Source organism: Nocardia sp. NBC_01730 (assembly GCF_035920445.1).
Classification (GTDB): domain Bacteria; phylum Actinomycetota; class Actinomycetes; order Mycobacteriales; family Mycobacteriaceae; genus Nocardia.
Window position 1 is genome coordinate 7255395 of sequence record NZ_CP109162.1, and the last position, 24290, is coordinate 7279684.

The following is a 24290-nucleotide window of genomic DNA, read 5'->3' on the forward strand; positions in this document are numbered from 1 at the left end:
ATCGGGCCCGGCTTTCGGTTCCGAGCGAAGCTGTTCAGGGGCGCTGCGCGCTCCGCCGTGGGTGGGGAAAATTCGCTATTTTCGGGCCAGCGAGATCGGGCATTGTTTGTTCGCGGCCCGGTTCGCGTCCGAGTGGCCGACGTGTTTGTGACGAAGTCGCTACCGGCGGTCGCTCGAATGCGAGCTATGAGGAGAGCAGCTGTGAACGTTCAGGGCGATGTGCGAGCAATTAGTACCGCGTTCGCCTCTCGACGCAACACGTAGGCCAGACTGCCGGTTCCGAGCGAAGCGAGATCGGGCATTGTTTGTTCGCGGCCCGGCTCGCGTCCGAGTGGCCGACGTGTTCGCGACGAAGTCGCCAGCGTCGGCCGCTCGGACGCGAGCCACCAGGGGGCCGCGAACACGCCGCGCCCGCGCGGCCAATTACACAGCGCGCAGCCGGTTCCGGCTGGCGTAGACGTGTTCGGCGATGAGGGTGGCGATGCGGTCCGGCGCCTCGAGCATCGGCACGTGGCCGACGCCGTTGACCAGGATGCGGTCGGCGGATTCCGGCAGTTCCTTCAGATAGCGGCGGGCGTAGACGCGATTGGGGATGACCCGGTCGTATTCCGACAGCAGTAGCCGGACCGGCGTCTGCAGGGTGGATAGATCTTCCTGCTCCGGCGAGCGGATGCTGTCCAGAATCATGGGAATCATGGCAGTGCAGTGCAGTGCTGCCGTGATGGTGGCCGCGGTGTCGCGTCGCGATACCGCGGAGGCGTTCTTGCTCAACGCGAGCAGGGCGATCCGCTGGGCGATCGGGTTGTCCGTCGCGAATCCGCCCAGGTGCTTGGCGATTTCGATGAATGGGACCAGCGCGAGGAATTTCAGGCCGACTCGCAGCTGGGTGAGCGAGGGCGCGTGCCAACCGCCAGCGGGCGCGATCAGCGTCAGCGTGCGGGCCCGGCCGCGGCGGGCGAGTTCGACGCCGACCCAGCCGCCGAGCGCGTTTCCCGCGATATGGCAGGTGCGCCAGCCGAGATCGTCGAGCTGGTCCTCGATCCGGTCGGCGAGCGCGTGCAGGTCGACCGGCCCGTTGTCCGAGGGCGCGCCGCCCCAGTGACCCGCGAACGCGGGCGCGAACACCTCGCACTGCGTCGACAGCCGCGCCGCGGTCTGTTCCCAGCAATGCGGCGACAGCATGAATCCGTGCAGCAACAGCAGCGGGTCGCCGGAACCCAGGTGCAGCGCCTTGATCGGCCGGGGTTCAGCGGCGGAACCTCGCGTGACGGTTTTTCGTGGGGTGGTGCCGGAGCGGTCGGCGGCAGAGGAGGACTTGGAGGTTTCAGACGACATCGTCATCACCCCTTCCTGGACGGCGGTGTCCGGGGGAGTTCATCTGACCAGCATTGTACGGTCGTGGAGTGCCGTATATCTCGACAGTGAATGTGAACGGTGTCCGCGCGGCAACCGGCAAAGGCATGCTCGCCTGGCTCGCGGACACCGAGGCCGACATCGTCTGTGTGCAGGAAACGCGCGCCACCGACGAACAGGTTAGGGCCGCGCTGGCGCCCGCGCTCGATGCCGGGTGGTGGTTGTCGCACGCCGAGCCGGAGTCCAAAGGACGCGCCGGTGTCGGCATCCTGTCCCGGCGCGCGCCGCACGCGGTACGAATCGGCTTCGGCAGCAGCGAGTTCGGAGCGTCCGGCCGTTACCTCGAGGCGGACTTCGATCACGTCACCGTCGCCAGCGTGTATGTGCACTCGGGGGAAGCGGGCACCGTGCGCCAGGACGAGAAGTACCGTTTCCTGGCCGAACTCGGCGCCTATCTGGCCGCGCGTACCGGTGATTTCGTGGTGGGCGGGGATTGGAACATCGCGCACACCGAGCTCGATCTGAAGAACTGGAAAGGCAACCTGAAGTCGGCCGGGTTCCTGCCCGAGGAGCGCGCCTGGATCGACGAGCTGCTCGCCGCGGGCTACGTCGACGTCGTGCGCAGGCTGCATCCCGGGGTCGAGGGGCCGTACAGCTGGTGGTCGTATCGCGGCCGCGCCTTCGACAACGACACAGGGTGGCGCATCGACTACCAGTTGGCCCGCGGCGATCTCGCCGCACGCGCCAAGCAAGCGGTGGTGGAACGCGCCGCCGCCTACGATCAGCGCTGGTCCGACCACGCGCCTGTCACGGTGCAGTATCGATGAGCCGCTCGCTCGAGGCGCGTCGCGCCCTCGCCGCGCTCGGCGCGCTCGGCGGGGTCGCGTTGGCACTGGTGGTCGTCGCGGTGCTCGCGCTGCGCGGTGGCGGCGATGAGAACACCGCCGCGACAACCGTCGCGACCGCTCGCGCCATCACGACGGTGCAGACCTCCGCGGCCGGGGCCGCCGGCCCGCGCGGATCCTCCGCGTCGCCGGTCACCCAGGCGCCCGGCGTCCCGGACCGCGCCTTCACCACGCTGCGCGAGATCGACGCGGGCCGCTGGCCCGACTCGGCGAACTCCCCGGGCACCAAGGGTGGCGAGCGCTGGATGAACCGCGGTGGTGACCTCCCCGCGGCGGACGCATCCGGTAAACCGATCATCTACCAGGAATGGGACGTCAATCCGAAACAGCCCGGCCGATCCCGGGATGCCGAACGCATCGTCACCGGCAGTGACGGCTCGGCCTGGTATACGGGCGACCACTACAAGACCTTCACGAGGATGCGCTGATGCCGAATTCGGTTACGTTGTCGCAGTTCCTTGCCCGTCCTGTCGGCGAAGGCGCCGCGCACGCTCCCGCGCGGTCCGTGCCACCCACGCTCGGCGTTCTCGCGGTCGACGCCGCCGAGTTCAGTGGGCTGCGAGACAAGGTGCCCTCCGGCTACCTGGTGCGCGAGCTACGTGGCGTGAAGATGCGCATCACCGCGGGTGTTTTCGACGAGTTCGCCGCCGCGTTCCAGTTCCCGTACTACTTCGGTGAGAACAAGGACGCCTTCGACGAATGCCTCCGTGACCTGGACGATTTCATCGGGGACGCGCCCGGATATGTTGCCGCGGTCCGCGACTCGGCCCAGCTGCTCGCCGACGAGCTGGTCGAGCGGGACTGGTTCGCCGAGGCCGTGCGCGACTGCGCGGCCTACTGGTCTCGGCGCGAGGTGGCTTTCCGTGTGGTGCTGCAGGGGGACGCGCCCGACATCCAGGACGTCTCGCTGCGCCTGTGACGTGCGGCGGTCATGACTGCACCTCGCTGGCGCTCGGCTCCGTCATGACCGCCGGTGGCGGCTGTGCTTGTTGTTCGCTCGCTGCGCTCGCTCAGGTCAGCTTGTCCGCTAGATCCTCGCCGAGCAGCACGAACACGTCGACGGTGTGCTCGATCAGTTCGTCGCGGGTGAGGTTCAGATCGCCATGCAGCCAGGCGGTCAGCGTCTGCACCAATCCGCCGACCAGGTACATGGCACGGAACTCGATCGCGGGGTCCGGGGCAGCGTCGCTCATCCGGTAGAAGTCGATGCCCTCCGCGGCCACCATCCGCGCGAACACCCGCACCGTCTCGGTGGTGCGGGCGCGCAGCTCCGGCGTCGCCATGCCCGCGATCAGCGCGACCTTCGCCTTGCGCGGGTCGTCGGTGAGCAGATGCACGCCCGCGGTGATCGCGGCGTGTGCGGTCGCGCGGGTGTCCGGCGGGGCGGTGCGGACCGCCGCGAGGATGGCGACCGCGAGTTCCTCGGCGATCCCGTCGATCAGCGCCGCGAGTACGGCGTCGCGGCTGTCGAAATTCTCGTAGTAGTACCGCTCGTTGAGCCCGGCCTGCGCACACAGCCCGGAGACGGTCAGCTTCGCAAACCCCTCGGTACCGACGATCTCCAGCGCGGCCTCCAGCAAGGCCGCACGCCGCTGTGCGCGGCGCTCTTCCGCGGAGATCCCCCCGTAGGTTCGCTGCGCAGTCACGGTGTTCATTCTGCAGCGCCTGCGGCGCTGTGTGTTCGCGGGTTGTGGTTTTTGCCGGCAGCGCCGAAGGTGCCGCAAATCGAGCACAGCTCAATTCTGGTAGGGGATATTGCCAGAAGTGTAAATCTGGTGGATGCTGTTGCCAGATGCTCTCGATGAGGAGGCGGCGATGTCCGAGCCCGGCTATTTCAGTGACCACTCCATGATTCGACGAGTCATGAGCAAGCGCGCGGTAGGTCTCACGTACGGCCTGCGCGCCCTGGTCGTCGGGGCGGTGCACCCGCTGCTCTACGTTGGTACCGCGGAGAACACCGCGCATCGGATGACGCCTTACACCCGGCTCGCGCTGACCGGGCATCTGTTCGAGGCCGTGTTCCTCGGCAGCAAGGCGGAGGCCGACCGCGCGCTGGCCTTCACCACGAAGAAGCACGTCAGAGTGCGCGGCGCGCTGCCAGAGGACGCGGGCCGACGCCATCCGGCGGGCACCAGTTACTCCGCGCTCGACCCCCATCTGATGTTCATGACGATGGCCTTCACCTTCGACTCCGCCGAGGTGATGTACGACCTGCTGGTGCGCACCATGACCGATGGCGAACGCGAGGGCCTCTACCAGGACTACGTGCGCTGGGGCGAGCTGTTCGGCATGCCCGCGGACGCGGCGCCGGGCAGCTACCGTGAGTTCCGGGCGTTCTTCGACGGCTACCTTGCCTCCGATGAGCTTTTCCTCACCGACGAGGCGCGGCTGGTCGGCTCCTACCTGGCCGGACTGCGCGTGCCCTATACGCAGGGTGCGCCGTTGCAGCACGTCACCTCCGCGTTCTACCTGCTGGTACAGGGCAGCCTGCCGCCACGGATTCGCCGGATGTACGGGATGCGCTGGGGTGTCGCCGACGAGGTCGCCTACCGTGCGCTGTCGCGGGCGGTCCGCACCGCGCACGTGTCGGTCCCGTTGGTGCCACCGGTGCTGCGCGGCACGCTGGCCGGGCCGAGTGCGCCGGTCTACAAACTGATCTCCAAGCGCGAACATGAACTGGCCGGCACCGGGCGGCCGAGTATGCCCGGTATCGATCCGCGCAACTGGGTGCAGCGGAATTCAGCTTGAGCGTCATGCGAAGATCGGAGTATGTCCAGTCCTGCGCAAACCCCGGCCGCTGAACGCAAGCAGCGGGTCCTGTCCGGGATCCAGCCGACCAGCTCCTCCTTCCATCTCGGCAACTACCTTGGCGCGCTGCAGTACTGGGTGACCATGCAGGACGACTACGACGCGCTGTACTTCATCCCGAACCTGCACGCGATCACGGTGCCGCAGGATCCCAAGGAGCTGAAGGCGCGCACCAAGTCCGCCGCCGCGCAGCTGCTCGCGCTCGGCATCGACCCGAAGAAGTCCACCCTGTTCGTGCAAAGCCAAGTGCCCGAGCACGCCGAGTTGACCTGGGTGCTCAGCTGCGTCACCGGTTTCGGCGAAGCCAGTCGGATGACCCAGTTCAAGGATAAGTCGGTGAAGCAGGGCGCGGAGAACGCGACCGTGGGCCTGTTCACCTACCCGGTGTTGATGGCCGCGGACATCCTGCTCTACCGCGCCCACCAGGTACCGGTCGGCGAGGACCAGCGCCAGCACCTGGAGCTGACCCGAAACCTGGCCCAGCGCTTCAACACTCGATTCAAGAAGACGTTCGTTGTGCCGGAGGCGCACATCGTCAAGGGCACGGCGAAGATCTACGACCTGCAGGACCCGACCGCGAAGATGAGCAAGTCGGCCGCTTCCGACGCGGGCCTGATCAACCTGCTCGACGATCCGAAGGTCACCGCCAAGAAGGTGAGATCGGCGGTTACCGACACCGAACGCGAAATCCGCTACGACCAGGAGCGGAAGCCGGGCGTCAGTAACCTGCTGGTGATCCTGAGTTCCCTGACCGGCGCGCCGATTGTCACGCTGGAAAAGGACTTCGAGGGCAAGGGCTACGGCGATTTGAAAGCCGACGTCGCCGACGCGTTGGTCGAATTTGTCACGCCGTTGCGTGCGAAAGTGCAAGAGTATTTGTCGGATCAAGGCGAACTCGACCGCATCCTCGCCGCCGGAGCGGAGCGGGCGCGCGAGATCGCCGGCAACACCCTCGCACAGGTTTACGACCGGGTCGGCCTACTGGGTCGCTAGGGCGGCTGCCTCGCGTCCGCTCGGCCCGGCGCATTAGCGGCTACCTCGAGCCTTCGCTCGGCCCGGCGCGGGCTGCGGCCGGACTTCGTCCGGCTGCGCCCGCTATACGGGACCTGCGAGGTCTCTTGTCCGAAGGGACGAATGGTGCAGGTTATCGACAACATCAAGGCCGGGATCGAACGCTGGATACAAGCGCTGCCATGGCTGGATCATCTGGTGCGGGCAGGCGGACGATATCGGCGACAGCGCGGTGACTACTACGCCGCAGGAATCACGTATTTCACTGTCCTGTCGCTGTTTCCGCTGTTGATGGTCGCGTTCGCGGTCGGGGGCATCGTGCTGTCCAGCAATCCGGAACTGCTCGGCGAGCTACAGGCCAAGATCGTCGACAACATCCCTGGCTCGCTCGGCACCCAGCTGAACGACTTGGTCGCTCAGGCGGTCGAATCGCGAGGCACGGTCGGCACCCTCGGCTTGCTCGCCGGCGTTTACGCAGGCCTCGGCTGGATGGCCAACCTGAGGGCCGCGCTCACCGAGCAGTGGGAGCAGAAGAGCCCGGACGGAAACTGGTTGCTGACCAAACTCTCGGATCTGGGTGCGCTGATCGGCCTCGGCCTTGCCTCCGTGGTCTCGCTGGGCCTGTCGGCACTGGCGTCGAGCACCCTCGGGGCACAGGCGCTCAGTGCCCTGGGCCTTGCCGATCTGCCCGGCGCTCGGCTGCTGCTGGCGCTGCTGTCGACCCTGCTGGGATTCCTAGCGTCCTGGGCGGTGTTCGCCTGGATCATCGCGCGGTTGCCGCGGGAGCCGGTCACGCTGGCAAGTGCGGCCGAGGCGGCGGCGCTGGCCGCGGTGGTGTTCGAGGTTTTCAAGATCGTCGCCTCGATCTACCTGCACTCCGTGCTGAGCAGTCCCGCGGGCGCCGCGTTCGGCTCGATCATCGGTCTGATGGTGTTCAGCTACATCACCTACCGCATCATCCTGTTCGCCACCGCCTGGGCCGCCACTGCCGCCGAGAATGAACCCGAGGTCGACGTCTCAGCGCCCGGTCCCGCCGTCATCGCGCCGCGGGTCAGCGCCCGCGATGTGTCCGTGGGGGTGGGCGCCGCTTTCTTCGGCGCGGGTGCCCTTGCGGCCCTGGTGCTTTCGGGACTGCGTCGACCGCATGGTCGCCGCTGACGCACGCGCAACCCGGAACGGCACGGTATCTGGCCTGTTCGGGGCGCCTTTCGTGCCGGGAGGACGCCCAGGGCACCGCCCGCGTGCCGACCTACCGCCGCCGGTTGGCCTTTCGCGCACCGACCAGCAGGGCGAAAATCAGGATGATGCCGCCGACGATCAGCAGGGTTCTGGTACTGACACGTCGGTCTTCCGCAGGGGGCGCGGCAGAGTATCCGCCCCCTCTCGCGGGTGGTGCGGCGAGGGCGATGTCGGTCTGCGTGGACTGGACGGTGGCCTCGTGCAGGTTGCCGATCGATGTGCCGCGGGGGAGCGCGAAGCTGTAGTCGAGCAGGCGGGCTGCCTGTTCCCACGGGCGCAGCGGGAGCACATCGGCCTTCAGCAAAGTGACGGCGAGCCTGCGGCCGTCACGCTGGGCGGCGGCGACGAACGTCTGTCTGGCGTCGTCGGTGAACCCGGTCTTGCCGCCGAGGGCGCCCTCATAGTTGTAGAGCAGGTGGTTGTCGTTGCCGATGAGGAAGCCGGGGTGGTCGATATCGCCGGGAATCCTCGGGTCCGCGGGATAGCCGGGGAAGTCGACCTGCTCGGTGTGGATCAGCTCGGCGAACAGCGGAATCGTCATGGCCTCGCTAAACAGCAGGGCCAGGTCGTAGGCTGAAGTGCTCATGCCGGGGCCATCCAGGCCGGAGGGACTTGCCGCGCGAGTGTCCAAGGCACGCAACGACTTCGCCACTTCGTTCATCTTCGCGACGGTGGCCGCGTCGCCGCCGAGCTGGGCGGCGATCGCGTGCGCCGCGTCGTTGCCGGAGGCCATGATCAGCGCGTGCAGCAGCTGCCGATTGGTGTAGAGCCCGCCGGAACCGATACCGACCTTGGTGCCGTCGACGTCGGCGTCCGCTTGTGTGCCGACCACCACTTTGTCCAGATCCAGCGTCCGCAATGCCACCGTGGCGAGCAGCACCTTGATCGTGCTGGCAGGCCGGTAGCGTCCGTGCGGGTCCTTCGCCGCCAGCACCTCGCCGGTGTCCAGGTCGGACACGAGCCAGGCCGCCGCCGAAATGTCCTGTGGCACCGGTGGCGCGCCTTGTGGCAGCACCACGCCGCAGTCGCCGAGTCGGGCGCCGCCGACCGGGGGCGTGGGGACCGGCAGCGGCGTCGGTGTCGGCTGTCCGGGCGCGGGCACCTCGGATTCGTCGATCGGCGCGGGCGGCTGCGTCTTCTGCGGGCAGTCGTCGGTGTTCGGGGTGGCGAACGGCGTGGTCGTCGTGCTCGGCGCGGCGAGTGAGGGCGTGGTCACCGCCCCGATCGCGGCGACGGCCAGCACAGCGCCGGCGCAGAGCGTGGCGCGGCGACGGAACTCCCTGATCTTCATCGGCAGTGAGCCTAGCGAGCGATCGGCATGGGGGGCGAAGGCGAGCCGGATTACGGCTAGCGTATTGACATCGACTACTAAATGAAAGTTACTATCAAAAAGTTCTAACTTTCATTTACGGAGGCATTTATGAAGACCGACTCGACCCGCCGCTGGCTTGCGCTCGGCGCGCTGGCGGTGGCGATGCTCACCATTGGGCTCGATGTCACCGTGCTGACCGTGGCGCTGCCCACGCTCGCCGTCGACCTGAACGCGAATACCTCCGCGCTGCAGTGGTTCAGCAGCGCGTACACGCTGGCGCTGGCCGCCGTGATGTTGCCCGCCGGCGCGCTCGGCGACCGCTACGGCCGCAAGAAGTTCCTGCTTGCCGCGCTGCTTCTGTTCGGAGTCGCGTCCATCGCCTGCACCGTGTCCACCTCGGCTGGTCAGCTCATCGCAGCGCGTGTCGTGCTCGGGATCGCGGCGGCGGCCATGATGCCGCTGTCGATGTCGGTGCTGCCCGCGATGTTCCCCGAGCCGGTCGAACGGCAGCGCGCGCTCACCATATGGATCACCTCGACCGCGATGGGACTGCCGCTCGGCCCGATCGTGGGCGGCTGGCTGCTGCGCAACTTCTGGTGGGGCTCGGTGTTCTTGATCAACGTGCCGATGGTGGTGATCGGCGCGGTCGCCGTCGCCGTACTGGTGCCGGAATCACGTAGCACCCACCGGTTCCGCATCGATCTGCCCGGCGCCGTGCTGTCGGCAGCAGGCATGCTCGGACTCACGTATGGCTTCATTCGAATCGGCGAGGAAGGGTGGGGCGACGGCCTCGCCTGGGCCACCGTCCTGGCCGGAGCGCTGCTGCTCGGCGCGTTCGGAGCGTGGCAGCGCAGGACCACACAGCCACTGGTCGAGATCGCGCTCTTCGCTACCGACGGATTCCGGTGGGGCACGGCATTTTCCATCATGGTGAACTTCGCCATGTTCGGTATGTTCTTCGCCGTTCCGCAGTACTTCCAGGCGGTGCTCGGCGTGGACGCGCTCGGCAGCGGGCTGCGGCTGCTTCCGCTGATCGGCGGATTGCTGGTCGGCAGCAGGCTCGTGGACCGGGTGCTGCCGAAGCTCGGCGTCCGCGTGGTGCTCACCGCGGGGTTCGCGCTCCTCGCGGGTTCGCTCGCGCTCGGCGCGTTGACCACTGTCGACAGCGGATACGGGCGCACCGCGCTGTGGATCACGCTGCTCGGCGCCGGAATGGGTCTGGTGCTGCCCGCGGCCATGGGCCTGGCGATGGGCGAGCTGACCGCGGAGCGCTCCGGGTCCGGGTCCGCGCTGCTGCAGGCGCTGCGCCAGGCCGGCGGCACCATCGGCGTCGCGGTGCTCGGCAGCGTCTTGTCCACCCGATACCGGTCGGAATTGGATGAGCTGAATCGCGATCCGATCGCCGATGGCGTCAATGCCGGCGTCGCGACCGCCCACAAGCTCGGCGATCCGTCGGTGCTGCACCAGGTGCAGAACGCATTCATCGGCGGTATGGGTGCGATGCTGTGGGCCTGTGCCGCACTTTGTCTGCTCTCGGCTGCGGTAGCCGCGGCGTTCGTCCGCGCGAAGCGACCCGTCGAGGTGGCCGAGCCTGGTACGGCAGAATCGATTCATGTCGGTTGAGCTACCCGCGAACGGGACGGCGCAGGGCCTGCGCGAGCGGAAGAAGGAGCGGACCCGACGGACGATTCGCCTGGAGGCGTTCCGGCTGTTCCGCGAGCAGGGCTATAACGAGACGACGATCGAGCAGATCGCCGCGGCCGCCGATGTCTCGCCGAGCACCTTCTTCCGCTACTTCCCGACCAAGGAGCAGCTGGTACTCGCCGACGACCTCGACCCGGTGATCATCGACGCGCTGCGCCGCCAGCCGCGTGACATCTCGCCGATGGCAGCCTTCCGCAACGCGGTGATCGAGGTCTTCGGGAATCTGCCTGCCGCCGAGATGGCCTTCGAGCAGGAGCGGCAGGCGCTGCTCTATCACGTACCCGAGCTGCGGTCTGCCATCGGCTTGGAGATCATGCGCAGCATCGATCTCGTCGCGGGTCTCTTGGCCGATCACCTCGGCAAGTCCGCCGACGACTTCGAGGTGCGAGCGGCGGCGGGCGCGATGGCGGGCGCTGCGCTGGCCATCTCGACGATGACGCCGATGAACACCGAGAACATCACCCGTCTACTGGATTTCCTGGATGCGGGCCTCCCGCTCGGACCGGACCACGAGGCCGAGTAGGGCTGAGGGTCCGGCTGGTTGGATTCCGTTCCACAGCCGTGGCTCGAGACCGAACCGGGCTACGTCGTGACATCTCAGGCGCGCCTGCGGCACTCGAGTGCACCAGGCGTTCGGGAGTGTCGTCGTTCACCGTCGCGAAGAAGCCGCCGATCACGTCCTCGATCTCGGCGATCGATTCCGCACAGTAGAGAATCGGCTGGTAGTGGGTGATGTCGTAGACCGCGTTGCCCATTTCAGCGACGTCGAGCGGGCGCAGCTCGGCCTGCCGGAACTCCTCGATCTCGCCGTAGGAGGACAGCAAACCAGCTCCATAGCACCGGATCTCGTCGCCTTCACGAACCACGCCGAATTCCATCGAGAACCAGAACACGTTGGCGAGGAATTTCAGCGCGCTTTCGCTGCTCAGCCTGCCCGCGGCCGCGCCGACCTCGGCATAGACGGCCGCGAACCGGGGGCTGGCGATCTGGTTGGCGTGCCCGATGATCTCGTGGATGGCATCGGGCTCCGGGGTATACAGCGGTGCCGTGTGGTGCCGGATGTACTGCGTGGAGTGAAAGATCCGATCAGCGAATGAGCCGAAGAACTGCCGCAGGGGCACCAGGCCCGCGGCCGGGACATAGCGGAACCCGCTGAGCGGCGCGAGCGCCGCGGACACCTCGTCCAACTGCGGGATGTGATCGTTCGGCAGAGCGAGCGCTTCGGCGGCCGCGAGCACCTCGGCGCTGGCGTATGTACGGTGCTTACGGGCGAGTTCGGCGGACGCGATCCGCCATACCTGCTGTTCCTCATCGGTGTAGGCGATGTGGGGGAGCGGTGAGCCTGGTGTGTAGTCCAGCGCCAGCGCGGCGATAGCGTTGCGCCGGGCCCGATAGTCCGCGTCGTGCACGCCAGGATGTTCGTCGCTCAGGTGCACCGTCACATCACCCTCGCCGGTGCGGGTCACCGGCGAGTACAACTGAGCCTCGCTGAACATGCCTCGATGCAAGCACCGCACGGCGCTTTCGACAACAAAAGCCCGCTCAGCTGGGCACATTGCCTAGCTGAACGGGCCTTTCCGTGCGATTCCGGCGGACGCCATAGCCTGACGGGCTCTGATCAATGGTGGGCGTGCAGCGAGTGCACCACCGCGTGTCCCTTGCCTCGCCCGATCATCCACTTGTTCACCGGGGTGGTCAGCACGAACGCCACCGCGAGGGAGAACACCAGGGTGGCCCAGAACAGCGCGCTGTCCAGATGGGCGTCCATGGCACCGGGGACGGCGAGGATCACGGCGTTGTCCACGATCTCCATGACCGTGATCGACACGGTGTCGGCCGCGAGCGCCGTGGTGACGGCGGCGGCTAGTGGCAGGCCCGCCTTCAGCACGCCGCGCATGGTGAACGCGTAGCCGAACAGGAACGCCAGCACGATGGCAAGGGCCATCGTCGAGGCATTGTTCCAGCCCAGCGCGGTGCCGATCACCATGCCCAGAATCTCGCCGATGGCACAGCCGGTCAGGCAGTGCAGTGTCGCCGCGGCCGCCATCCGCCAGGTAGCCGGAGCGTACCGACCGGCATGGTCTTCGGCTGTGTGCGTCGCATGTGCGGAGTGGGAAACGTGTTCCCCGGACTGTTCGTACCTGTGCTCCATGCGGTTTACTATACCCCCGTAGGGTATTTATGCGGAAGATGGAGTTCGCGATTTGCCAGACATGAGCGGGCCTCGTGCCGCAAGATAACGAAAGGATGAAGGAGGACGCATGAAATCCGTGCGGATCGATCTCGACCAGAAGTTACTCGACGACGCGGCCGCCATCATGGGCACGTCGACGAGTCACGCCACCGTCAACGAGGCTCTGCGCCGAATCGTCGTGCACGAGCGCCAGCTGCACCACCTCGAAAAGCTGGCTGCCAACGCTTTCTTCGACCTATCCGAGCCGGAGGCGGTAGTAGTCGATCGATAGCCGCCGCGGACCAGGCAGCCTGCTGCCAGGCGCTGGGAGGGGCACCAACGGCACCGCGCATCGTGTGCGCGTGATGTGTCGGTGGGGGCTGGCAGAATCCGGGGGACTGTTGATGCGGCCGAGGGGTGGAATTATGGCGGTCTCTCTTGTCGATGTGCCTGCCGCACAGCGGCCGCGGGAGCGGTTGGTGGCGCTCGGGCCGCAGGCGCTCACCGATGTGGAGTTGCTCGCGCTGTTGTTGCGGCACGGCAGGCGTGGCGCGAGTGCGTTGGATCTGGCGGTGGAATTGCTGGTCGAGCACGGTGGGCTCGCGGGGTTGGCGGCGGCGCGCCCGGAGGAGTTGTCACGCGGAGCCGGGGTCGGCGTGGCGAAGGCGTCCGCCATCATCGCCGCGTTCCACCTGGGCGCGCGGGTGCGGGGCGAAGGGGATACGTCGATCCGGCTGGCCACTCCCGCCGATGTCGCCGCAGCCGCCCGGCCGCTGTTCGCCGGCGCGCGGGTGGAGCGGCTGCTCGTCTTGGTGTGCGATGCGCAGAACCGGTTGCGGCGCAAGGTGTTCGTGGCGGAGGGCGCCGTCGACCAGGTCGCCGTACCGGTGCGGGAGATCATGAACACCGTCCTGCGGCACGACGGCCGCGCCTTCGCCGTGGTACACAACCACCCCTCGGGTGACCCGACCCCGAGCGTGGACGACCGCCGCGCCACCACCTTTCTCGTCGAGGCCGCCCACACGGTGGGTCTGCGATTCCTCGACCATGTGGTGATCGCGGGAGAGGAATGGGCCAGTGCATCCGGGTTGCCGGGGTGCTGACGGGTAGGTCCACCCCGGACCGAGCGACCCGGCGAATCAGCGAAGGCCGCCTCCCTCGAAAGAGGGAGGCGGCCTTCGCTTTCGACAACAGGGAGGTCAGCGGGTGAACAGCAGTGCGCGCTTGACTTCCTGGATGGCCTTCGTGACTTCGATACCGCGGGGGCAGGCGTCGGTGCAGTTGAAGGTGGTGCGGCAGCGCCAGACGCCTTCGACGTCGTTGAGGATGTCGAGGCGTTCGCGGGCGGCTTCGTCCCGGCTGTCGAAGATGAAGCGGTGCGCGTTCACGATCGCGGCCGGGCCGAAGTAGCTGCCGTCGCTCCAGTACACGGGGCAGGAGGTGGTGCAGCAGGCGCAGAGGATGCACTTGGTGGTGTCGTCGAATCGGGCGCGGTCGGCCTGGCTCTGGATGCGTTCGCGGGTGGGCTCGTTACCTGAGGTGATCAGGTAGGGCTTGACGGCGCGGAACGCGTCGAAGAACGGTTCCATGTTCACCACGAGGTCCTTTTCCACGGGCAGGCCGCGGATCGGCTCGACGGTGACCGTGATCGACTTGCCGCCCTTGGGCAGCATGTCCTTCATCAGCACCTTGCACGCCAGCCGGTTGACGCCGTTGATGCGCATCGCATCGGAACCGCAGACGCCGTGCGCACAGGAGCGGCGGAAGGTGAGCGTGCCATCCAGGTAGGACTTGATGTATATCAGCACGTTCAGGAAGCGGTCGGTCGTCAGGACCGGCACCTGGAAGGACTCCCAGTGCGCGCCCTTGTCGTCCTCCGGGTTGAACCGGGCCACCTTGACGGTGATCATCACCGAGCCCTCGGGGACCGGTGCGGGAGCCTGTGTCGCGGGTGCTTCGGCTACAGCAGTCATCAGTACTTACGCTCCATCGGCTCGTAACGGGTCTGCACCACCGGCTTGAAGTCGAGACGGATCTCGGAAACAAGCTCCGGAGGAGATCCCGGTTCGACTTCCTTGTAGGCCATCGTGTGCCGCATGAAGTTCACGTCGTCGCGGTCCGGGTAGTCCTCGCGGGCGTGGCCGCCGCGCGATTCCTTGCGGTTGAGCGCACCGACCACGGTGACCTCGGCCAGCTCGAGCAGGAAGCCGAGTTCGACGGCCTCGAGCAGGTCGCTGTTGTACCGCTTTCCCTTGTCCTGCACCGTGATCCGCGCGTAGCGCTCCTTGAGCGTGTGGATGTCGGTGAGGGCCTGCTTGAGCGTGTCCTCGGTGCGGAAAACCGAAGCGTTGTTGTCCATCGAGCGCTGCAACTCGGTGCGGATGTCGGCCACCCGCTCGTTGCCGTGCTCGCTCAGCAGCATGGCCAGCCAGTCCTGCACCATCTGTGCAGGCTGTTCCGGCAGCTCCACGAATTCGCTGCGCTGTGCGTACTCCGCGGCGGCGATGCCGGCGCGGCGACCGAATACATTGATGTCGAGCAGCGAGTTGGTGCCGAGGCGGTTGGCGCCGTGCACCGAGACGCACGCGCACTCGCCCGCCGCGTAGAGGCCGGGCACGACGTCGGAGTTGTTGCGCAGCACCTCGCCGCGGATCCGGGTCGGGATGCCGCCCATCACGTAGTGACAGGTCGGGAACACCGGCACCAGTTCCTTCACCGGGTCCACACCGAGGTAGGTGCGGGAGAACTCGGTGATATCGGGCAGCTTCTCCTCGAGCACGTCCTCGCCGAGGTGGGTCACGTCGATGTAGACGTAATCCTTGTTCGGCCCCGCGCCGCGGCCTTCCAGCACCTCGAGCACCATCGAGCGGGCGACGATATCGCGTGGCGCGAGGTCCTTGATGGTGGGGGCGTAGCGCTCCATGAAGCGCTCGCCGTCGGCATTGCGCAGGATGCCGCCCTCGCCGCGGACCGCCTCGGAGATCAGGATGCCGAGCCCGGCGAGACCTGTCGGGTGGAACTGGTGGAACTCCATGTCCTCCAGCGGCAGACCCTTGCGGAACACGATCGCCATGCCGTCGCCGGTCAGCGTGTGCGCATTCGAGGTGGTCTTGTACATCCGGCCCGAGCCGCCGGTGGCGAACACGATCGACTTGGCGTGGAAGACGTGGATGTCGCCGGTGGCCAGCTCGTAGGCAACGACGCCGGTGGCGACCGGGCCGCGTTCGGACTCGGTGAGCACCAGATCCAGCACGTAGAACTCGTTGTAGAACTCCACGTCGTGCTTGACGCAGTTCTGGTAGAGCGTCTGCAGGATCATGTGGCCGGTGCGGTCGGCGGCATAGCACGCGCGGCGGACCGGGGCCTTGCCGTGGTCGCGGGTGTGGCCGCCGAAGCGGCGCTGGTCGATCTTGCCTTCGGGCGTGCGGTTGAACGGCAGGCCCATCTTCTCCAGGTCGAGCACCGCGTCGATGGCTTCCTTGGCCATGATCTCCGCGGCGTCCTGGTCGACCAGGTAGTCACCACCCTTGACAGTGTCGAAGGTGTGCCACTCCCAGTTGTCCTCTTCGACGTTGGCCAGCGCGGCACACATGCCACCCTGGGCGGCGCCGGTGTGGCTGCGGGTCGGGTACAGCTTGGTCAGCACCGCCGTCCGGACACGTGGACCCGCCTCGATCGCGGCACGCATACCCGCGCCGCCCGCCCCGACGATCACGACGTCGTAGCGATGCTCCTGAATCCGGGATTCACTCATGCCTGCACCTCGCTGCGCTCGGCTCCGGCATGTGCGATGCACGCTGAGTCGATGATTCGTTCGCTGCGCTCACTCATGGAGGTGGCCTGTTCCTAACTGATGTTGGGGTCGAAGGTGAAGATGACGTAGGTGCCCACGCCCATGATCAGGATCATCGAGATGGCCAGCAGCGTGTTCAGCCAGAACCGGGTCGAGTCCTTGCGGGAGTAGTCCGCGATCACGGTGCGCAGCCCGTTGCCGCCGTGCAGTTGGGCGAGCCACAGCATGGTCAGGTCCCAGAACTGCCAGAACGGGCTGGACCAGCGACCGGCCACGAAGGCGAAGTTGAGGCGCTTCACGCCGCCGTCGAGCAGCAGCATGATCGACATGTGGCCGAGCACGAGCACGATAAGCAGCAGACCGGAGAAGCGCATGAACAGCCACGCGTACTTCTCGAAGTTGTTGCTCGAGCGGGCGCGCGGCGAGCGGGGCAGATCCAGACTGGCCGGACGGTCGTACGACTTCCCGATGACAGGTGCGGTCATTGTGTCAGTGCTCCGTGAACAGGTAGAAGAACTGGCGCCCGATCGCGGGAACCGCCAGCAGGAACCAGATCGCGAGGATGATCCAGAGCATCAGGCGCTGGTATTTCGGGCCCTTGGACCAGAAGTCCACCAGGATCACGCGGACGCCGTTGAGCGCGTGGAACAGCACGACGACGACAAGGCCCATCTCCATCAGCGCGACGATGGGGTTCTTGTAGATCTCGATCGCCTCGTTGTAGGTGTCGGGGCTGACCCGCACGAGCGCGGTGTCCAGGACATGGACGAAGAGGAAGAAGAAGATGGCGACGCCGGTGATCCGGTGCAGTGCCCACGACCACATTCCTGGGTCGCCTCGGTACAGCGTCTTCCGCTTCGGCTGGGCCGGAGCTTCAATCGTGGTCATAGCGTGCGGTCGCCTCCAACGTCGTTGATGGACCCGGTTGCAGGTCCGACGCAGGCCGCGTTGGGGGCGAATGCCCAGGTGGCTGCACTCCGACCCGCCGAAGGGAACCTGAACCGATCTGTTGTGGACTCTAATCCTCTCGCAATGCCGGAACTAATTCGGAGTGCCGTGCGTTGCGCGACAATCAGCCGGGTTAGGTTTACCTTTCTTGATGTGTGCAGGGTTCTGCCGTGGCCCTCGCGCGGCCATGTTCGGCTCAGCCCGAGAGGGGTTCCCGATGTCGCAAATCGAGTGGAATGTATTGCGTGACAACGCTATTCGAATTATGCGTCGCGCCTATGCGCCGTACTCGCGGTTTCCGGTCGGCGCCGCCGCTCTCTGTAGTGATGGCCGAATTGTGAGCGGTTGCAATGTGGAGAATGTCTCATATGGATTGGGCCTGTGTGCCGAATGTGTACTGATCGGTAACTTGATTGCGGGTGGTGGAGGGCGTCTTCTGGCGGTCTCCGTGACCGATTCCCGTGGGGAAATCCTCATGCCCTGTGGTCGGTGCCGTCAATTGCTCTATGAGCACGGTGGCGCCGAGGTTCTGGTCGATCACCAGGCCGGAGCGGTGCCGCTGCGCGCACTTCTTCCGGACGCCTTCGGCCCCGACGACCTGGACGCCGGGCAGGTGTGAGCCGAGACCCTCGGCAATCGCCTACGAGCGCCGCGTCGACGTCGTCATCGGTGGGCATGGTCAGGTCCGGGCCTGCGCGACCTCGGACGAATGACGCGGCGAAACTATCGGAAGCCGCCGACAAGAACCAGCGTTTGCGCAGCCTCGTGCCAGACTGACGAATGTGACGGCACTGGACGCGGTTTCGATCATCACAACCAAGCGCGACGGAGGGGAACTGTCCGACGCGCAGATCGACTGGGTGATCGACAGGTTCACCCGCGGCGAGGTCGCCGACGAGCAGATGTCGGCGCTGGCCATGGCGATCGTATGGCGGGGTATGACGCGGCGCGAGACAGCCGAGTGGACGGCCGCGATGATCGCCTCGGGGCAGCGCATGGACTTCACCGACCTACCGCGCCCGACGGTGGACAAACACTCGACAGGCGGGGTCGGCGACAAGATCACGCTTCCGCTGGCACCGCTGGTCGCCGCGTGTGGCGCCGCGGTGCCGCAGCTGTCGGGGCGCGGGCTCGGGCACACCGGAGGGACGCTGGACAAGCTGGAGGCGATTCCCGGTTGGCGGGCGGACGTGGCGGTGCCGCGGATGCGCGACATCCTGGCGGACCCCGGCATCGGCGCGGTGGTCTGTGCGGCAGGCGCGGATCTCGCACCGGCGGACAAGCGGCTCTATGCCCTGCGCGACGTCACCGGCACGGTTGAATCGATCCCGCTGATCGCCAGCTCGATCATGAGCAAGAAGATCGCCGAGGGCACCGCGGCGCTGGTACTCGACGTCAAGGTCGGCTCCGGAGCCTTCCTGAAGACCCTCGACGGCGCGCGCGAACTGGCCACGGCCATGGTGGAACTGGGCACCGACGCGGGCGTGCGGACAGTCGCGCTACTCACCGCTATGGACACCCCGCTCGGCCGCGCCGCGGGTAACGCACTGGAAGTGGCGGAATCGGTGGAGGTCCTCGCGGGCGGCGGAGCCGCCGACGTCATCGAGCTGACGCTCACCCTGGCGCGCGAGATGGTGGCGCTGGCCGGACTGGAGATCGATCCCGCCGATGTACTCGCCGACGGCCGGGCGATGGACCACTGGCGCGCGATGGTCCGCGCCCAGGGCGGCGACCCGGACGCGCCGCTGCCCATCGCGAAGCACACCGAAGCCGTCCGGGCCGAGCGCGACGGTGTGCTGACCCGGCTCGACGCACTGGGCGTCGGCCTCGCCGCCTGGCGACTCGGCGCGGGCCGCGCGCGACAGGGCGACCCGGTCCAGTTCGGCGCGGGCGTCGAAATGCACGCCAAGCCGGGCGATTCCGTGACGGCGGGACAGCCGTTGCTCACCATGCACACGGATACCCCGGAGGCATTCGCGGGCGCCTCGGCCGTCCTGCGCGATGCCGTCACCGTCGAGGCCGCCGCCCCGCCCTTGCCCGCCCCGCTGATCCTCGAACGCGTCGGAGCCTGATCCGCGCCGGGCGTGGCGCGCCGGGGCGGTGCCGGTCGGTTCGGTGTCCCATCGCGAACCGGGCCGAGCCGGATCGGCAGCGAGATGGTCGCCACGTAGGACTCTGCTGCCGTTTCGGCGTGGTGCGGCTACCGTCGATACATGACTGGACCGATGCCTCTGACTCTCGCCTCGATCCGCCAAGCGCCCAAAGCGCTGCTGCACGATCACCTCGATGGTGGTCTGCGGCCCGCTACGGTGCTCGAGCTTGCCGCGACCTGCGGCTACGACGAGCTACCCGCGACCGAAGCGACCGCGCTCGGCGCCTGGTTCCGTGACGCGGCCGACAGCGGATCGCTGGAGCGGTACCTGGAGACGTTCGCGCACACCGTCGCTGTGATGCAGACCCCGGAGGGTCTGCGCCGGGTCGCCCGCGAATGCGCCGAGGACCTCGCCGCCGACGGCGTGGTGTACGCCGAGGTCCGCTTCGCTCCCGAGCAACACCTGGAGCGCGGGCTGACGCTGGACGAAGTGGTCGACCACACCCTCGCCGGTTTCCGCGAGGGCGAGGCGGCCGCCGCGGAACAGGGCCACACGATCGTGGTGACCTGTCTGCTCACCGCCATGCGGCATGCGGCACGCTCACGGGAGATCGCGGAGCTGGCGGTGCGATTCCGTGACCGCGGCGTCGGTGGCTTCGACATCGCGGGTGCGGAGGCGGGCTTCCCGCCCAGCAGGCACCTCGACGCGTTCGAGTACATGCGCGCCAACAGCGCGCACTTCACCATCCACGCGGGCGAGGCGTTCGGCCTGCCGTCCATCCACGAGGCGCTCGCGTTCTGCGGGTGCGACCGGCTCGGACACGGCGTGCGGATCACCGACGACATCAGCGCGCCAGGCGCGGTCGAGGACGCGCGGCTCGGACTGGTGGCGAACTACGTGCGGGACATGCGCATTCCGCTGGAGCTGTGCCCGTCGTCGAACGTGCAGACCGGCGCCGTGCCCTCGTTGGACAAGCATCCGTTCGACCTGCTTGCCCGGCTGCGCTTCCGTGTCACGGTGAACACCGACAACCGGCTGATGAGCGACACCAGCATGAGCCAGGAGATGCACAAGTTGGTCGAGACATTCGGATACGGCTGGAGTGATCTGGAGCGGTTCACCATCAATGCCATGAAGTCGGCATTCATCCCATTCCCCGAGCGGCTGCGCATCATCGACGACATCATCAAGCCCGGATACGCCGTGCTGATCGGGTAGCTGTGTTTTTGGCCGCGCGGGCGCGGCGTGTTCGCGGCCCCCTTTAGGCTCGCGTCCGAGCGGCCGACGCTGGCGACTTCGTCGCGGACGCGTCGGCCGCTCGGACGCGAGCCGGGCCGCGAACGGGGAATGCTCGGTCTCGCTGCGCTCGGAAGTGGGGGTTGCGCCGAGTAGTTGCGTGAGGAGGCAACTGCGGTGTTGGGTGCACCAAGTCTGCTCGTAGCCTGCGCCAGCCGAGCCAAGGCGAGCCAGCCGCATGCGGACACTGCCGGACTGTGTCCGCCCGCGGCTCGCTCGGGGCTCAGCGGAGGCCGGGGTAGTCGTCTGTTGGACACTGCCGGATCGTGTCCGCCCGTGCGGCTCGCGCCGAGCCGCGTGAAGGCAGGGGTAGTCGTCTGTCGAACACTGCCGGACTGTGTCCGCCCTCGGCTCGCGCCGGGCTCAGCGGAGGCAGGGGTAGTCCTTTGTCGAACACAGTCGGACTGTGTCCGCCCGCAGCTCGCGTCAAAGTCGAGTGGAGGTGAGGCAGCCGCCTACTGCCGGTCGAGCCGGGACTCGAGATTGCGTTCCAGCTCGCGCCAGGACTGCGCCTCGGCGGTGAACGGCGGGTTGGGTGCCATTCGGGTCGGGTCCGGGTTCAGCAGGTAGGAGACGTACCAGCCGAGTGGAGTGGACTGCGCCAGCGCCTGCTCGATGGTGTCGTCGTCGGCGTAGTCGGCGGCGTCGGTGAACAGTTCGACCGCCAGGTCGAGCTGTTCGATGTCGACCGCCTCCGGGCCCTCGGCCAAGTCGTCGGCCAGGCCGGGCAGCACGTAGACGTTCTCGTCGGTGACCTCGACCTCGAGGGAGCCGTCGACCGCTGCGGTCTGCACATCGGCGAACGTGCTCACCCGGGCCAGGTCGTGCTCGTGGTCGTCGGCGAGATAGCGGGCCAGCGCGCGCTCGGAGGAGAAGACCGTGATCGAGCCCTTGGCGCCGAGGAAGATCGGTTCGTCATCGAGGTAACAGCGCAGCGTGAAGAAGCTGCCCTCGGAGGTGACGATCTTGACCGGGTCGATGCCGACCTCGTTCCAGAACGACTCGTCCTCGTCGTCTTCCTCGTCGAGGTCGACGGACTCGAACTCCTCGTCCTCCTCGCTGTCGGACGCGTCATCGGCGTCGACCACGTTCTCCTCGGCGGCGAGCAGCTCGGCCTCCGCGACAGCGACCGCCTCCGCGTCCACCTCCGGGGTCTGGACCACGGAGTCGATGGCGTCCAGGACGTCGTCCCAGCCCTTGGCGATGGCGGCGCCGATCTGGTCCCACAGCTCCTCGCCATCGCGCCCGACGAATGCGCTGACCCCGCCGGGCAGGGCACCGAGCACCGGGTGCGAACCGAAGAACTTGGTGACCGTCTCCAGCTCGCAGACCTCGCCGATGTTGCGCACCATGCCGAGGGTGTCCTCCAACTCGGCGACCGTGTCCACGTCGGGGGTGCCCGCGGCCAGTTCCGGCACCGCGACCAGATCGAAGGTGAAGTTCTCCTCCGGCTCCAGTTCGACCGCCGAGAGGCCGGCGACGACCTTCCACGCCGGATGGTCGACGAGATCGTTGTCGGAGTTGGTGCGGATGAACGCGGCCAGCTCCGCAACGGAGTCGAAACCGTAGAGGGAGTCCTCGTGCCCGAGGAATGCCTCCCACTCGTCGTCACCATCTCGCCAGCGCGGTGCCCACAGGGTGACGAGATCGCCATCGGTCAGGCCGAGCTCGATCGGGACGATGTCTCCAGAAGCCATGAGCGGAAGCCTATCGACCTTCCGCGTCAGGCACTATCCGGCCCGCCCCGATTTGTTCCTCCGGGCCCCTGCCCGGCCGGAACGAACGACTCGTTCAGTGTCGCAACGACCTTCGAGCGCTGCGCGCCGGCATCCTCGGCGGCCCGCCTGCACGCCCAGACGATCAGCTGTCCGACCTCGGCGGGCGGCAACGATGTGACCGACTCCGCCAGGCTCAGACCGACCAGCGCACCGTCGCTGTTCACCTCGACGCCGACCGAGCCGTCCTCGCTGGTAAACCGTCCGCGAACCTGCTTCAGGCCGAACAGCGCCGCCTCCAGTGCTTCCAGCTTCTGGGTCGCCGACGCGACCAGGGCGTCCATTTCCGCACTCATACCGGCCTCATCCAACTCGTCGGTCCCGTGTCCGCGTCGTCGATGCGGTCCAGCTCGTCCACCGCCTGCTGACGAGTGGGCAGGCCGAGCCGATCGAGAATGTCCGCGGGCATGCCCGTCTCCGCGAGCAGTTCGCGTCGCCGCGCTCGCGCCGCGATAGTCGAGCGCTGGGTTAGCCGCAGGATCTCGTTGGCGAGAGACTGCGCACCGTAGCGGTATTCGCTCCGCTCGAACTTGACCTCCACCGGCATGCCCTGATCGGTCGCCCGCACCGAAATGGTGCCCGACCGGTTGCTGCTGCTCGCCACCGTGACGTTGGGGACCTGCGGTCGGGTCATGCTGTGTCCTTTCTGGCATGACCGGGGCCCTGCGTGGTCACGCTTCGCTGCCGCCTTCGGGCCTGACCGGTCATGCCGTGTCCTTTCTGGCATGACCGGGGCCCTGCGTGGTCACGCTTCGCTGCCGCCTTCGGGCCTGACCGGTCATGCCGTCGGCCTGTAGAAGCCGTGGAAGTCCATGCCTGAATTCTCCGTTCGAATCGAGCTGATCTGGACCGGGTCACCCGCCTCGACGAATTGCCCGTTGCCGACCACCATGGCCACATGGCCGTCCCAGATCGCGAGGTCGCCGGGCATCAGGTCACCGGCGGATACCGGTGTGGCCCCGTTGCCTTGATCGGCTGCGAGCCGGGGCAGGTCGACACCCGCCTCGCCGTAGGCGTACTTGGTGAGCCCGCTGCAGTCCAGCCCTGCGCCGGGGCTGTTGCCACCCCAGACATAGGGGGTACCGACGGCGCCGATCGCCGAGCGGACCGCCGTCGCGGCCTGCTCGTTCGGCGCCTCCACGATGCTGCCGTCGGGCAGCGTGATCTTCACGCCCTTGCCGTCGGCGGGCCTTCCCGACGAGCCGGTGTCGGGCCGTGGCGCACCCGGAGTGGTGCCAGGACTTCGTTGGGACTGCAGCGAGGGGCGCGGTGAACTCATCGCGGTGCTCATCACCTGGCCCGCGCCGGTGAACACGCCGGACGCCAGCTGCTGCACGGCGGGGGCGGAGACGGGCAGACCGGCGGGCGGCGGGGTCGGCGGCGGCGGGGTGAGGTCGTTCATCGACGCGGTATGCGTGTGCAGCTCGTTCTGCACCCGGCCGACCACGTTGAGTGCCTGGCCGAGGTGGTCGATCGCCGAGCCGACGAGCACCGTCAGCCCCTCGGGCGTCGCCAGTGCGGGGCCCATGCTCGCCGCGGTGTTCACGAACGACTGGGCGATGCCGGTGAGTTCCTTCTGGCCCGTCTCGACCTCGGCCGCGGCCTGGTTCACCACGGTTGCCATGTCATTGCCACGATCGGAGATGGTGGCAGCGGAGGTCTGCACCCGTAGTGCTTTGGCGGTGGCGGCGTCGGCGGCGCGGCCGTCCCATGCGGCGTTCATGCCGTTGATGCTGTCGCGACCCATCTGGTGGATCTGGTCGACCACAGTCGAGGTGTCGCGCAGCGCGTCGGCCGGGCCGCCGGTGGGCAGCACGCCGGTGCCGAAGCTGGTGAGCAGGTCGAAGAGCGGCTTGGCCAGCGCGTTGACGTCGATCACA

General features: G+C 67.4%; 25 protein-coding genes and 1 pseudogene. 13 read left to right on the forward strand and 13 right to left on the reverse strand.

Annotated features, from left to right (window positions below):
* Window positions 1-423: 423 nt before the first annotated feature.
* Window positions 424-1341 carry an alpha/beta fold hydrolase gene (locus OHB12_RS29935; RefSeq protein ID WP_327112896.1) on the reverse strand — a complete coding sequence of 306 codons (918 nt, stop codon included), beginning with the start codon at window positions 1339-1341 and terminating at the stop codon, window positions 424-426.
* Between the two features lie 62 nt (window positions 1342-1403).
* On the opposite strand from OHB12_RS29935, the gene OHB12_RS29940 reads away from it, so the two are divergent.
* Genes OHB12_RS29940 through OHB12_RS29950 form a run of 3 tightly spaced genes read left to right on the forward strand, consistent with a single transcriptional unit; the run spans window position 1404 to window position 3177 of the window.
* Window positions 1404-2180: an exodeoxyribonuclease III gene (locus OHB12_RS29940; RefSeq protein WP_327112898.1), complete on the forward strand. Its 777-nt coding sequence runs from the start codon at window positions 1404-1406 to the stop codon at window positions 2178-2180.
* Window positions 2177-2686 (forward strand): ribonuclease domain-containing protein, encoded by a 510-nt coding sequence (locus OHB12_RS29945; RefSeq protein ID WP_327112900.1) that lies wholly within the window; start codon window positions 2177-2179, stop codon window positions 2684-2686. The genes OHB12_RS29940 and OHB12_RS29945 overlap by 4 nt, the downstream gene beginning before the upstream one ends.
* On the forward strand, window positions 2686-3177 hold the full coding sequence (locus tag OHB12_RS29950) for a barstar family protein (protein ID WP_327112902.1): 492 nt from the start codon (window positions 2686-2688) through the stop codon (window positions 3175-3177). Before OHB12_RS29945 ends, OHB12_RS29950 begins: the two co-directional genes overlap by 1 nt.
* 91 nt (window positions 3178-3268) lie before the next feature.
* On the opposite strand, the gene OHB12_RS29955 is transcribed toward OHB12_RS29950, so the two are convergent.
* Window positions 3269-3913, reverse strand: coding sequence for a TetR/AcrR family transcriptional regulator (locus tag OHB12_RS29955; RefSeq protein WP_327112904.1), 645 nt, complete (start codon window positions 3911-3913; stop codon window positions 3269-3271).
* A 160-nt stretch (window positions 3914-4073) separates the two neighbouring features.
* On the opposite strand from OHB12_RS29955, the gene OHB12_RS29960 reads away from it, so the two are divergent.
* The 3 genes from OHB12_RS29960 (at window position 4074) to yhjD (ending at window position 7235) form a co-directional block, all read left to right on the forward strand.
* The gene (locus OHB12_RS29960; protein ID WP_327112906.1) at window positions 4074-5006 is read left to right on the forward strand and encodes an oxygenase MpaB family protein; all 933 of its coding nucleotides are present in this window, start codon (window positions 4074-4076) and stop codon (window positions 5004-5006) included.
* Between the two features lie 21 nt (window positions 5007-5027).
* On the forward strand, window positions 5028-6059 hold the full coding sequence (gene trpS, locus OHB12_RS29965; RefSeq protein ID WP_327112908.1) for a tryptophan--tRNA ligase: 1032 nt from the start codon (window positions 5028-5030) through the stop codon (window positions 6057-6059).
* Window positions 6060-6203: 144 nt separating this feature from the next.
* Window positions 6204-7235, forward strand: a complete 1032-nt coding sequence (gene yhjD, locus OHB12_RS29970) for an inner membrane protein YhjD (RefSeq protein WP_327121607.1) — start codon at window positions 6204-6206, stop codon at window positions 7233-7235.
* A 91-nt stretch (window positions 7236-7326) separates the two neighbouring features.
* Here yhjD and OHB12_RS29975 read toward each other — a convergent pair whose 3' ends face one another.
* Window positions 7327-8607, reverse strand: coding sequence for a D-alanyl-D-alanine carboxypeptidase family protein (locus OHB12_RS29975; protein ID WP_327112910.1), 1281 nt, complete (start codon window positions 8605-8607; stop codon window positions 7327-7329).
* A 129-nt stretch (window positions 8608-8736) separates the two neighbouring features.
* Here OHB12_RS29975 and OHB12_RS29980 point away from each other — a divergent pair, with 129 nt between their 5' ends.
* Together OHB12_RS29980 and OHB12_RS29985 are read left to right on the forward strand one after the other, a co-directional pair.
* Entirely contained in the window at window positions 8737-10251 is a 1515-nt protein-coding gene (locus OHB12_RS29980; protein WP_327112912.1) for an MFS transporter, read from the forward strand.
* A complete protein-coding gene (locus OHB12_RS29985; protein ID WP_327112914.1) occupies window positions 10241-10855 on the forward strand; it encodes an acyl-CoA-like ligand-binding transcription factor in 615 nt (204 codons plus the stop codon). Before OHB12_RS29980 ends, OHB12_RS29985 begins: the two co-directional genes overlap by 11 nt.
* Before the next feature lie 97 nt (window positions 10856-10952).
* Here the strand turns inward: OHB12_RS29985 and OHB12_RS29990 are convergent.
* Together OHB12_RS29990 and OHB12_RS29995 are read right to left on the reverse strand one after the other, a co-directional pair.
* Window positions 10953-11828 (reverse strand): annotated as a pseudogene (locus OHB12_RS29990) (phenylalanine 4-monooxygenase); the annotation flags it as partial.
* A gap of 122 nt (window positions 11829-11950) precedes the next feature.
* Window positions 11951-12484, reverse strand: coding sequence for a DUF4396 domain-containing protein (locus OHB12_RS29995; RefSeq protein ID WP_327112916.1), 534 nt, complete (start codon window positions 12482-12484; stop codon window positions 11951-11953).
* A gap of 109 nt (window positions 12485-12593) precedes the next feature.
* On the opposite strand from OHB12_RS29995, the gene OHB12_RS30000 reads away from it, so the two are divergent.
* Complete coding sequence (locus OHB12_RS30000) at window positions 12594-12797, forward strand: type II toxin-antitoxin system VapB family antitoxin (RefSeq protein ID WP_327112918.1); 204 nt, start codon at window positions 12594-12596, stop codon at window positions 12795-12797.
* Window positions 12798-12930: 133 nt separating this feature from the next.
* A complete protein-coding gene (locus OHB12_RS30005; RefSeq protein ID WP_327112920.1) occupies window positions 12931-13608 on the forward strand; it encodes a JAB domain-containing protein in 678 nt (225 codons plus the stop codon).
* Window positions 13609-13704: 96 nt separating this feature from the next.
* On the opposite strand, the gene OHB12_RS30010 is transcribed toward OHB12_RS30005, so the two are convergent.
* The 4 genes from OHB12_RS30010 to sdhC form a co-directional block, all read right to left on the reverse strand.
* Entirely contained in the window at window positions 13705-14478 is a 774-nt protein-coding gene (locus OHB12_RS30010) for a succinate dehydrogenase iron-sulfur subunit (protein ID WP_327112922.1), read from the reverse strand.
* Window positions 14478-16259 (reverse strand): succinate dehydrogenase flavoprotein subunit, encoded by a 1782-nt coding sequence (gene sdhA / locus OHB12_RS30015; protein ID WP_327112924.1) that lies wholly within the window; start codon window positions 16257-16259, stop codon window positions 14478-14480. The genes OHB12_RS30010 and sdhA overlap by 1 nt, the downstream gene beginning before the upstream one ends.
* Before the next feature lie 92 nt (window positions 16260-16351).
* Window positions 16352-16783, reverse strand: coding sequence for a succinate dehydrogenase hydrophobic membrane anchor subunit (locus tag OHB12_RS30020; RefSeq protein ID WP_327112926.1), 432 nt, complete (start codon window positions 16781-16783; stop codon window positions 16352-16354).
* Window positions 16784-16787: 4 nt separating this feature from the next.
* Entirely contained in the window at window positions 16788-17186 is a 399-nt protein-coding gene (gene sdhC, locus OHB12_RS30025; RefSeq protein WP_327112928.1) for a succinate dehydrogenase, cytochrome b556 subunit, read from the reverse strand.
* Between the two features lie 277 nt (window positions 17187-17463).
* On the opposite strand from sdhC, the gene OHB12_RS30030 reads away from it, so the two are divergent.
* From OHB12_RS30030 to OHB12_RS30040, 3 genes are all read left to right on the forward strand, one after another.
* Window positions 17464-17865, forward strand: coding sequence for a cytidine deaminase (locus tag OHB12_RS30030; RefSeq protein ID WP_327112930.1), 402 nt, complete (start codon window positions 17464-17466; stop codon window positions 17863-17865).
* Window positions 17866-18028: 163 nt separating this feature from the next.
* Entirely contained in the window at window positions 18029-19318 is a 1290-nt protein-coding gene (locus tag OHB12_RS30035; protein WP_327112932.1) for a thymidine phosphorylase, read from the forward strand.
* A 141-nt stretch (window positions 19319-19459) separates the two neighbouring features.
* The gene (locus OHB12_RS30040) at window positions 19460-20557 is read left to right on the forward strand and encodes an adenosine deaminase (protein WP_327112934.1); all 1098 of its coding nucleotides are present in this window, start codon (window positions 19460-19462) and stop codon (window positions 20555-20557) included.
* A 533-nt stretch (window positions 20558-21090) separates the two neighbouring features.
* Here the strand turns inward: OHB12_RS30040 and OHB12_RS30045 are convergent.
* The 4 genes from OHB12_RS30045 to OHB12_RS30060 all read right to left on the reverse strand — a co-directional run bounded on the left by OHB12_RS30045 (window position 21091) and on the right by OHB12_RS30060 (window position 24289).
* Window positions 21091-22332: a primosomal protein gene (locus OHB12_RS30045; RefSeq protein ID WP_327112936.1), complete on the reverse strand. Its 1242-nt coding sequence runs from the start codon at window positions 22330-22332 to the stop codon at window positions 21091-21093.
* A 26-nt stretch (window positions 22333-22358) separates the two neighbouring features.
* Window positions 22359-22706, reverse strand: coding sequence for a YbaB/EbfC family nucleoid-associated protein (locus OHB12_RS30050; protein WP_327112938.1), 348 nt, complete (start codon window positions 22704-22706; stop codon window positions 22359-22361).
* Window positions 22703-23044 (reverse strand): hypothetical protein, encoded by a 342-nt coding sequence (locus OHB12_RS30055; protein WP_327112940.1) that lies wholly within the window; start codon window positions 23042-23044, stop codon window positions 22703-22705. Before OHB12_RS30055 ends, OHB12_RS30050 begins: the two co-directional genes overlap by 4 nt.
* 144 nt (window positions 23045-23188) lie before the next feature.
* Complete coding sequence (locus OHB12_RS30060) at window positions 23189-24289, reverse strand: C40 family peptidase (RefSeq protein WP_327112942.1); 1101 nt, start codon at window positions 24287-24289, stop codon at window positions 23189-23191.
* Window position 24290: the final 1 nt, after the last annotated feature.

Coding starts and splice junctions, on each gene's coding strand:
- OHB12_RS29935 (WP_327112896.1), bottom strand. CDS start 1,341: ATGACGATGTCGTCTGAAACCTCCAAGTCCTCCTCTGCCGCCGACCGC.
- OHB12_RS29945 (WP_327112900.1), top strand. CDS start 2,177: ATGAGCCGCTCGCTCGAGGCGCGTCGCGCCCTCGCCGCGCTCGGCGCG.
- OHB12_RS29950 (WP_327112902.1), top strand. CDS start 2,686: ATGCCGAATTCGGTTACGTTGTCGCAGTTCCTTGCCCGTCCTGTCGGC.
- OHB12_RS29955 (WP_327112904.1), bottom strand. CDS start 3,913: ATGAACACCGTGACTGCGCAGCGAACCTACGGGGGGATCTCCGCGGAA.
- OHB12_RS29960 (WP_327112906.1), top strand. CDS start 4,074: ATGTCCGAGCCCGGCTATTTCAGTGACCACTCCATGATTCGACGAGTC.
- trpS (WP_327112908.1), top strand. CDS start 5,028: ATGTCCAGTCCTGCGCAAACCCCGGCCGCTGAACGCAAGCAGCGGGTC.
- OHB12_RS29975 (WP_327112910.1), bottom strand. CDS start 8,607: ATGAAGATCAGGGAGTTCCGTCGCCGCGCCACGCTCTGCGCCGGCGCT.
- OHB12_RS29980 (WP_327112912.1), top strand. CDS start 8,737: ATGAAGACCGACTCGACCCGCCGCTGGCTTGCGCTCGGCGCGCTGGCG.
- OHB12_RS29985 (WP_327112914.1), top strand. CDS start 10,241: ATGTCGGTTGAGCTACCCGCGAACGGGACGGCGCAGGGCCTGCGCGAG.
- OHB12_RS29995 (WP_327112916.1), bottom strand. CDS start 12,484: ATGGAGCACAGGTACGAACAGTCCGGGGAACACGTTTCCCACTCCGCA.
- OHB12_RS30000 (WP_327112918.1), top strand. CDS start 12,594: ATGAAATCCGTGCGGATCGATCTCGACCAGAAGTTACTCGACGACGCG.
- OHB12_RS30005 (WP_327112920.1), top strand. CDS start 12,931: ATGGCGGTCTCTCTTGTCGATGTGCCTGCCGCACAGCGGCCGCGGGAG.
- OHB12_RS30010 (WP_327112922.1), bottom strand. CDS start 14,478: ATGACTGCTGTAGCCGAAGCACCCGCGACACAGGCTCCCGCACCGGTC.
- sdhA (WP_327112924.1), bottom strand. CDS start 16,259: ATGAGTGAATCCCGGATTCAGGAGCATCGCTACGACGTCGTGATCGTC.
- OHB12_RS30020 (WP_327112926.1), bottom strand. CDS start 16,783: ATGACCGCACCTGTCATCGGGAAGTCGTACGACCGTCCGGCCAGTCTG.
- sdhC (WP_327112928.1), bottom strand. CDS start 17,186: ATGACCACGATTGAAGCTCCGGCCCAGCCGAAGCGGAAGACGCTGTAC.
- OHB12_RS30030 (WP_327112930.1), top strand. CDS start 17,464: ATGTCGCAAATCGAGTGGAATGTATTGCGTGACAACGCTATTCGAATT.
- OHB12_RS30040 (WP_327112934.1), top strand. CDS start 19,460: ATGACTGGACCGATGCCTCTGACTCTCGCCTCGATCCGCCAAGCGCCC.
- OHB12_RS30045 (WP_327112936.1), bottom strand. CDS start 22,332: ATGGCTTCTGGAGACATCGTCCCGATCGAGCTCGGCCTGACCGATGGC.
- OHB12_RS30050 (WP_327112938.1), bottom strand. CDS start 22,706: ATGAGTGCGGAAATGGACGCCCTGGTCGCGTCGGCGACCCAGAAGCTG.
- OHB12_RS30055 (WP_327112940.1), bottom strand. CDS start 23,044: ATGACCCGACCGCAGGTCCCCAACGTCACGGTGGCGAGCAGCAGCAAC.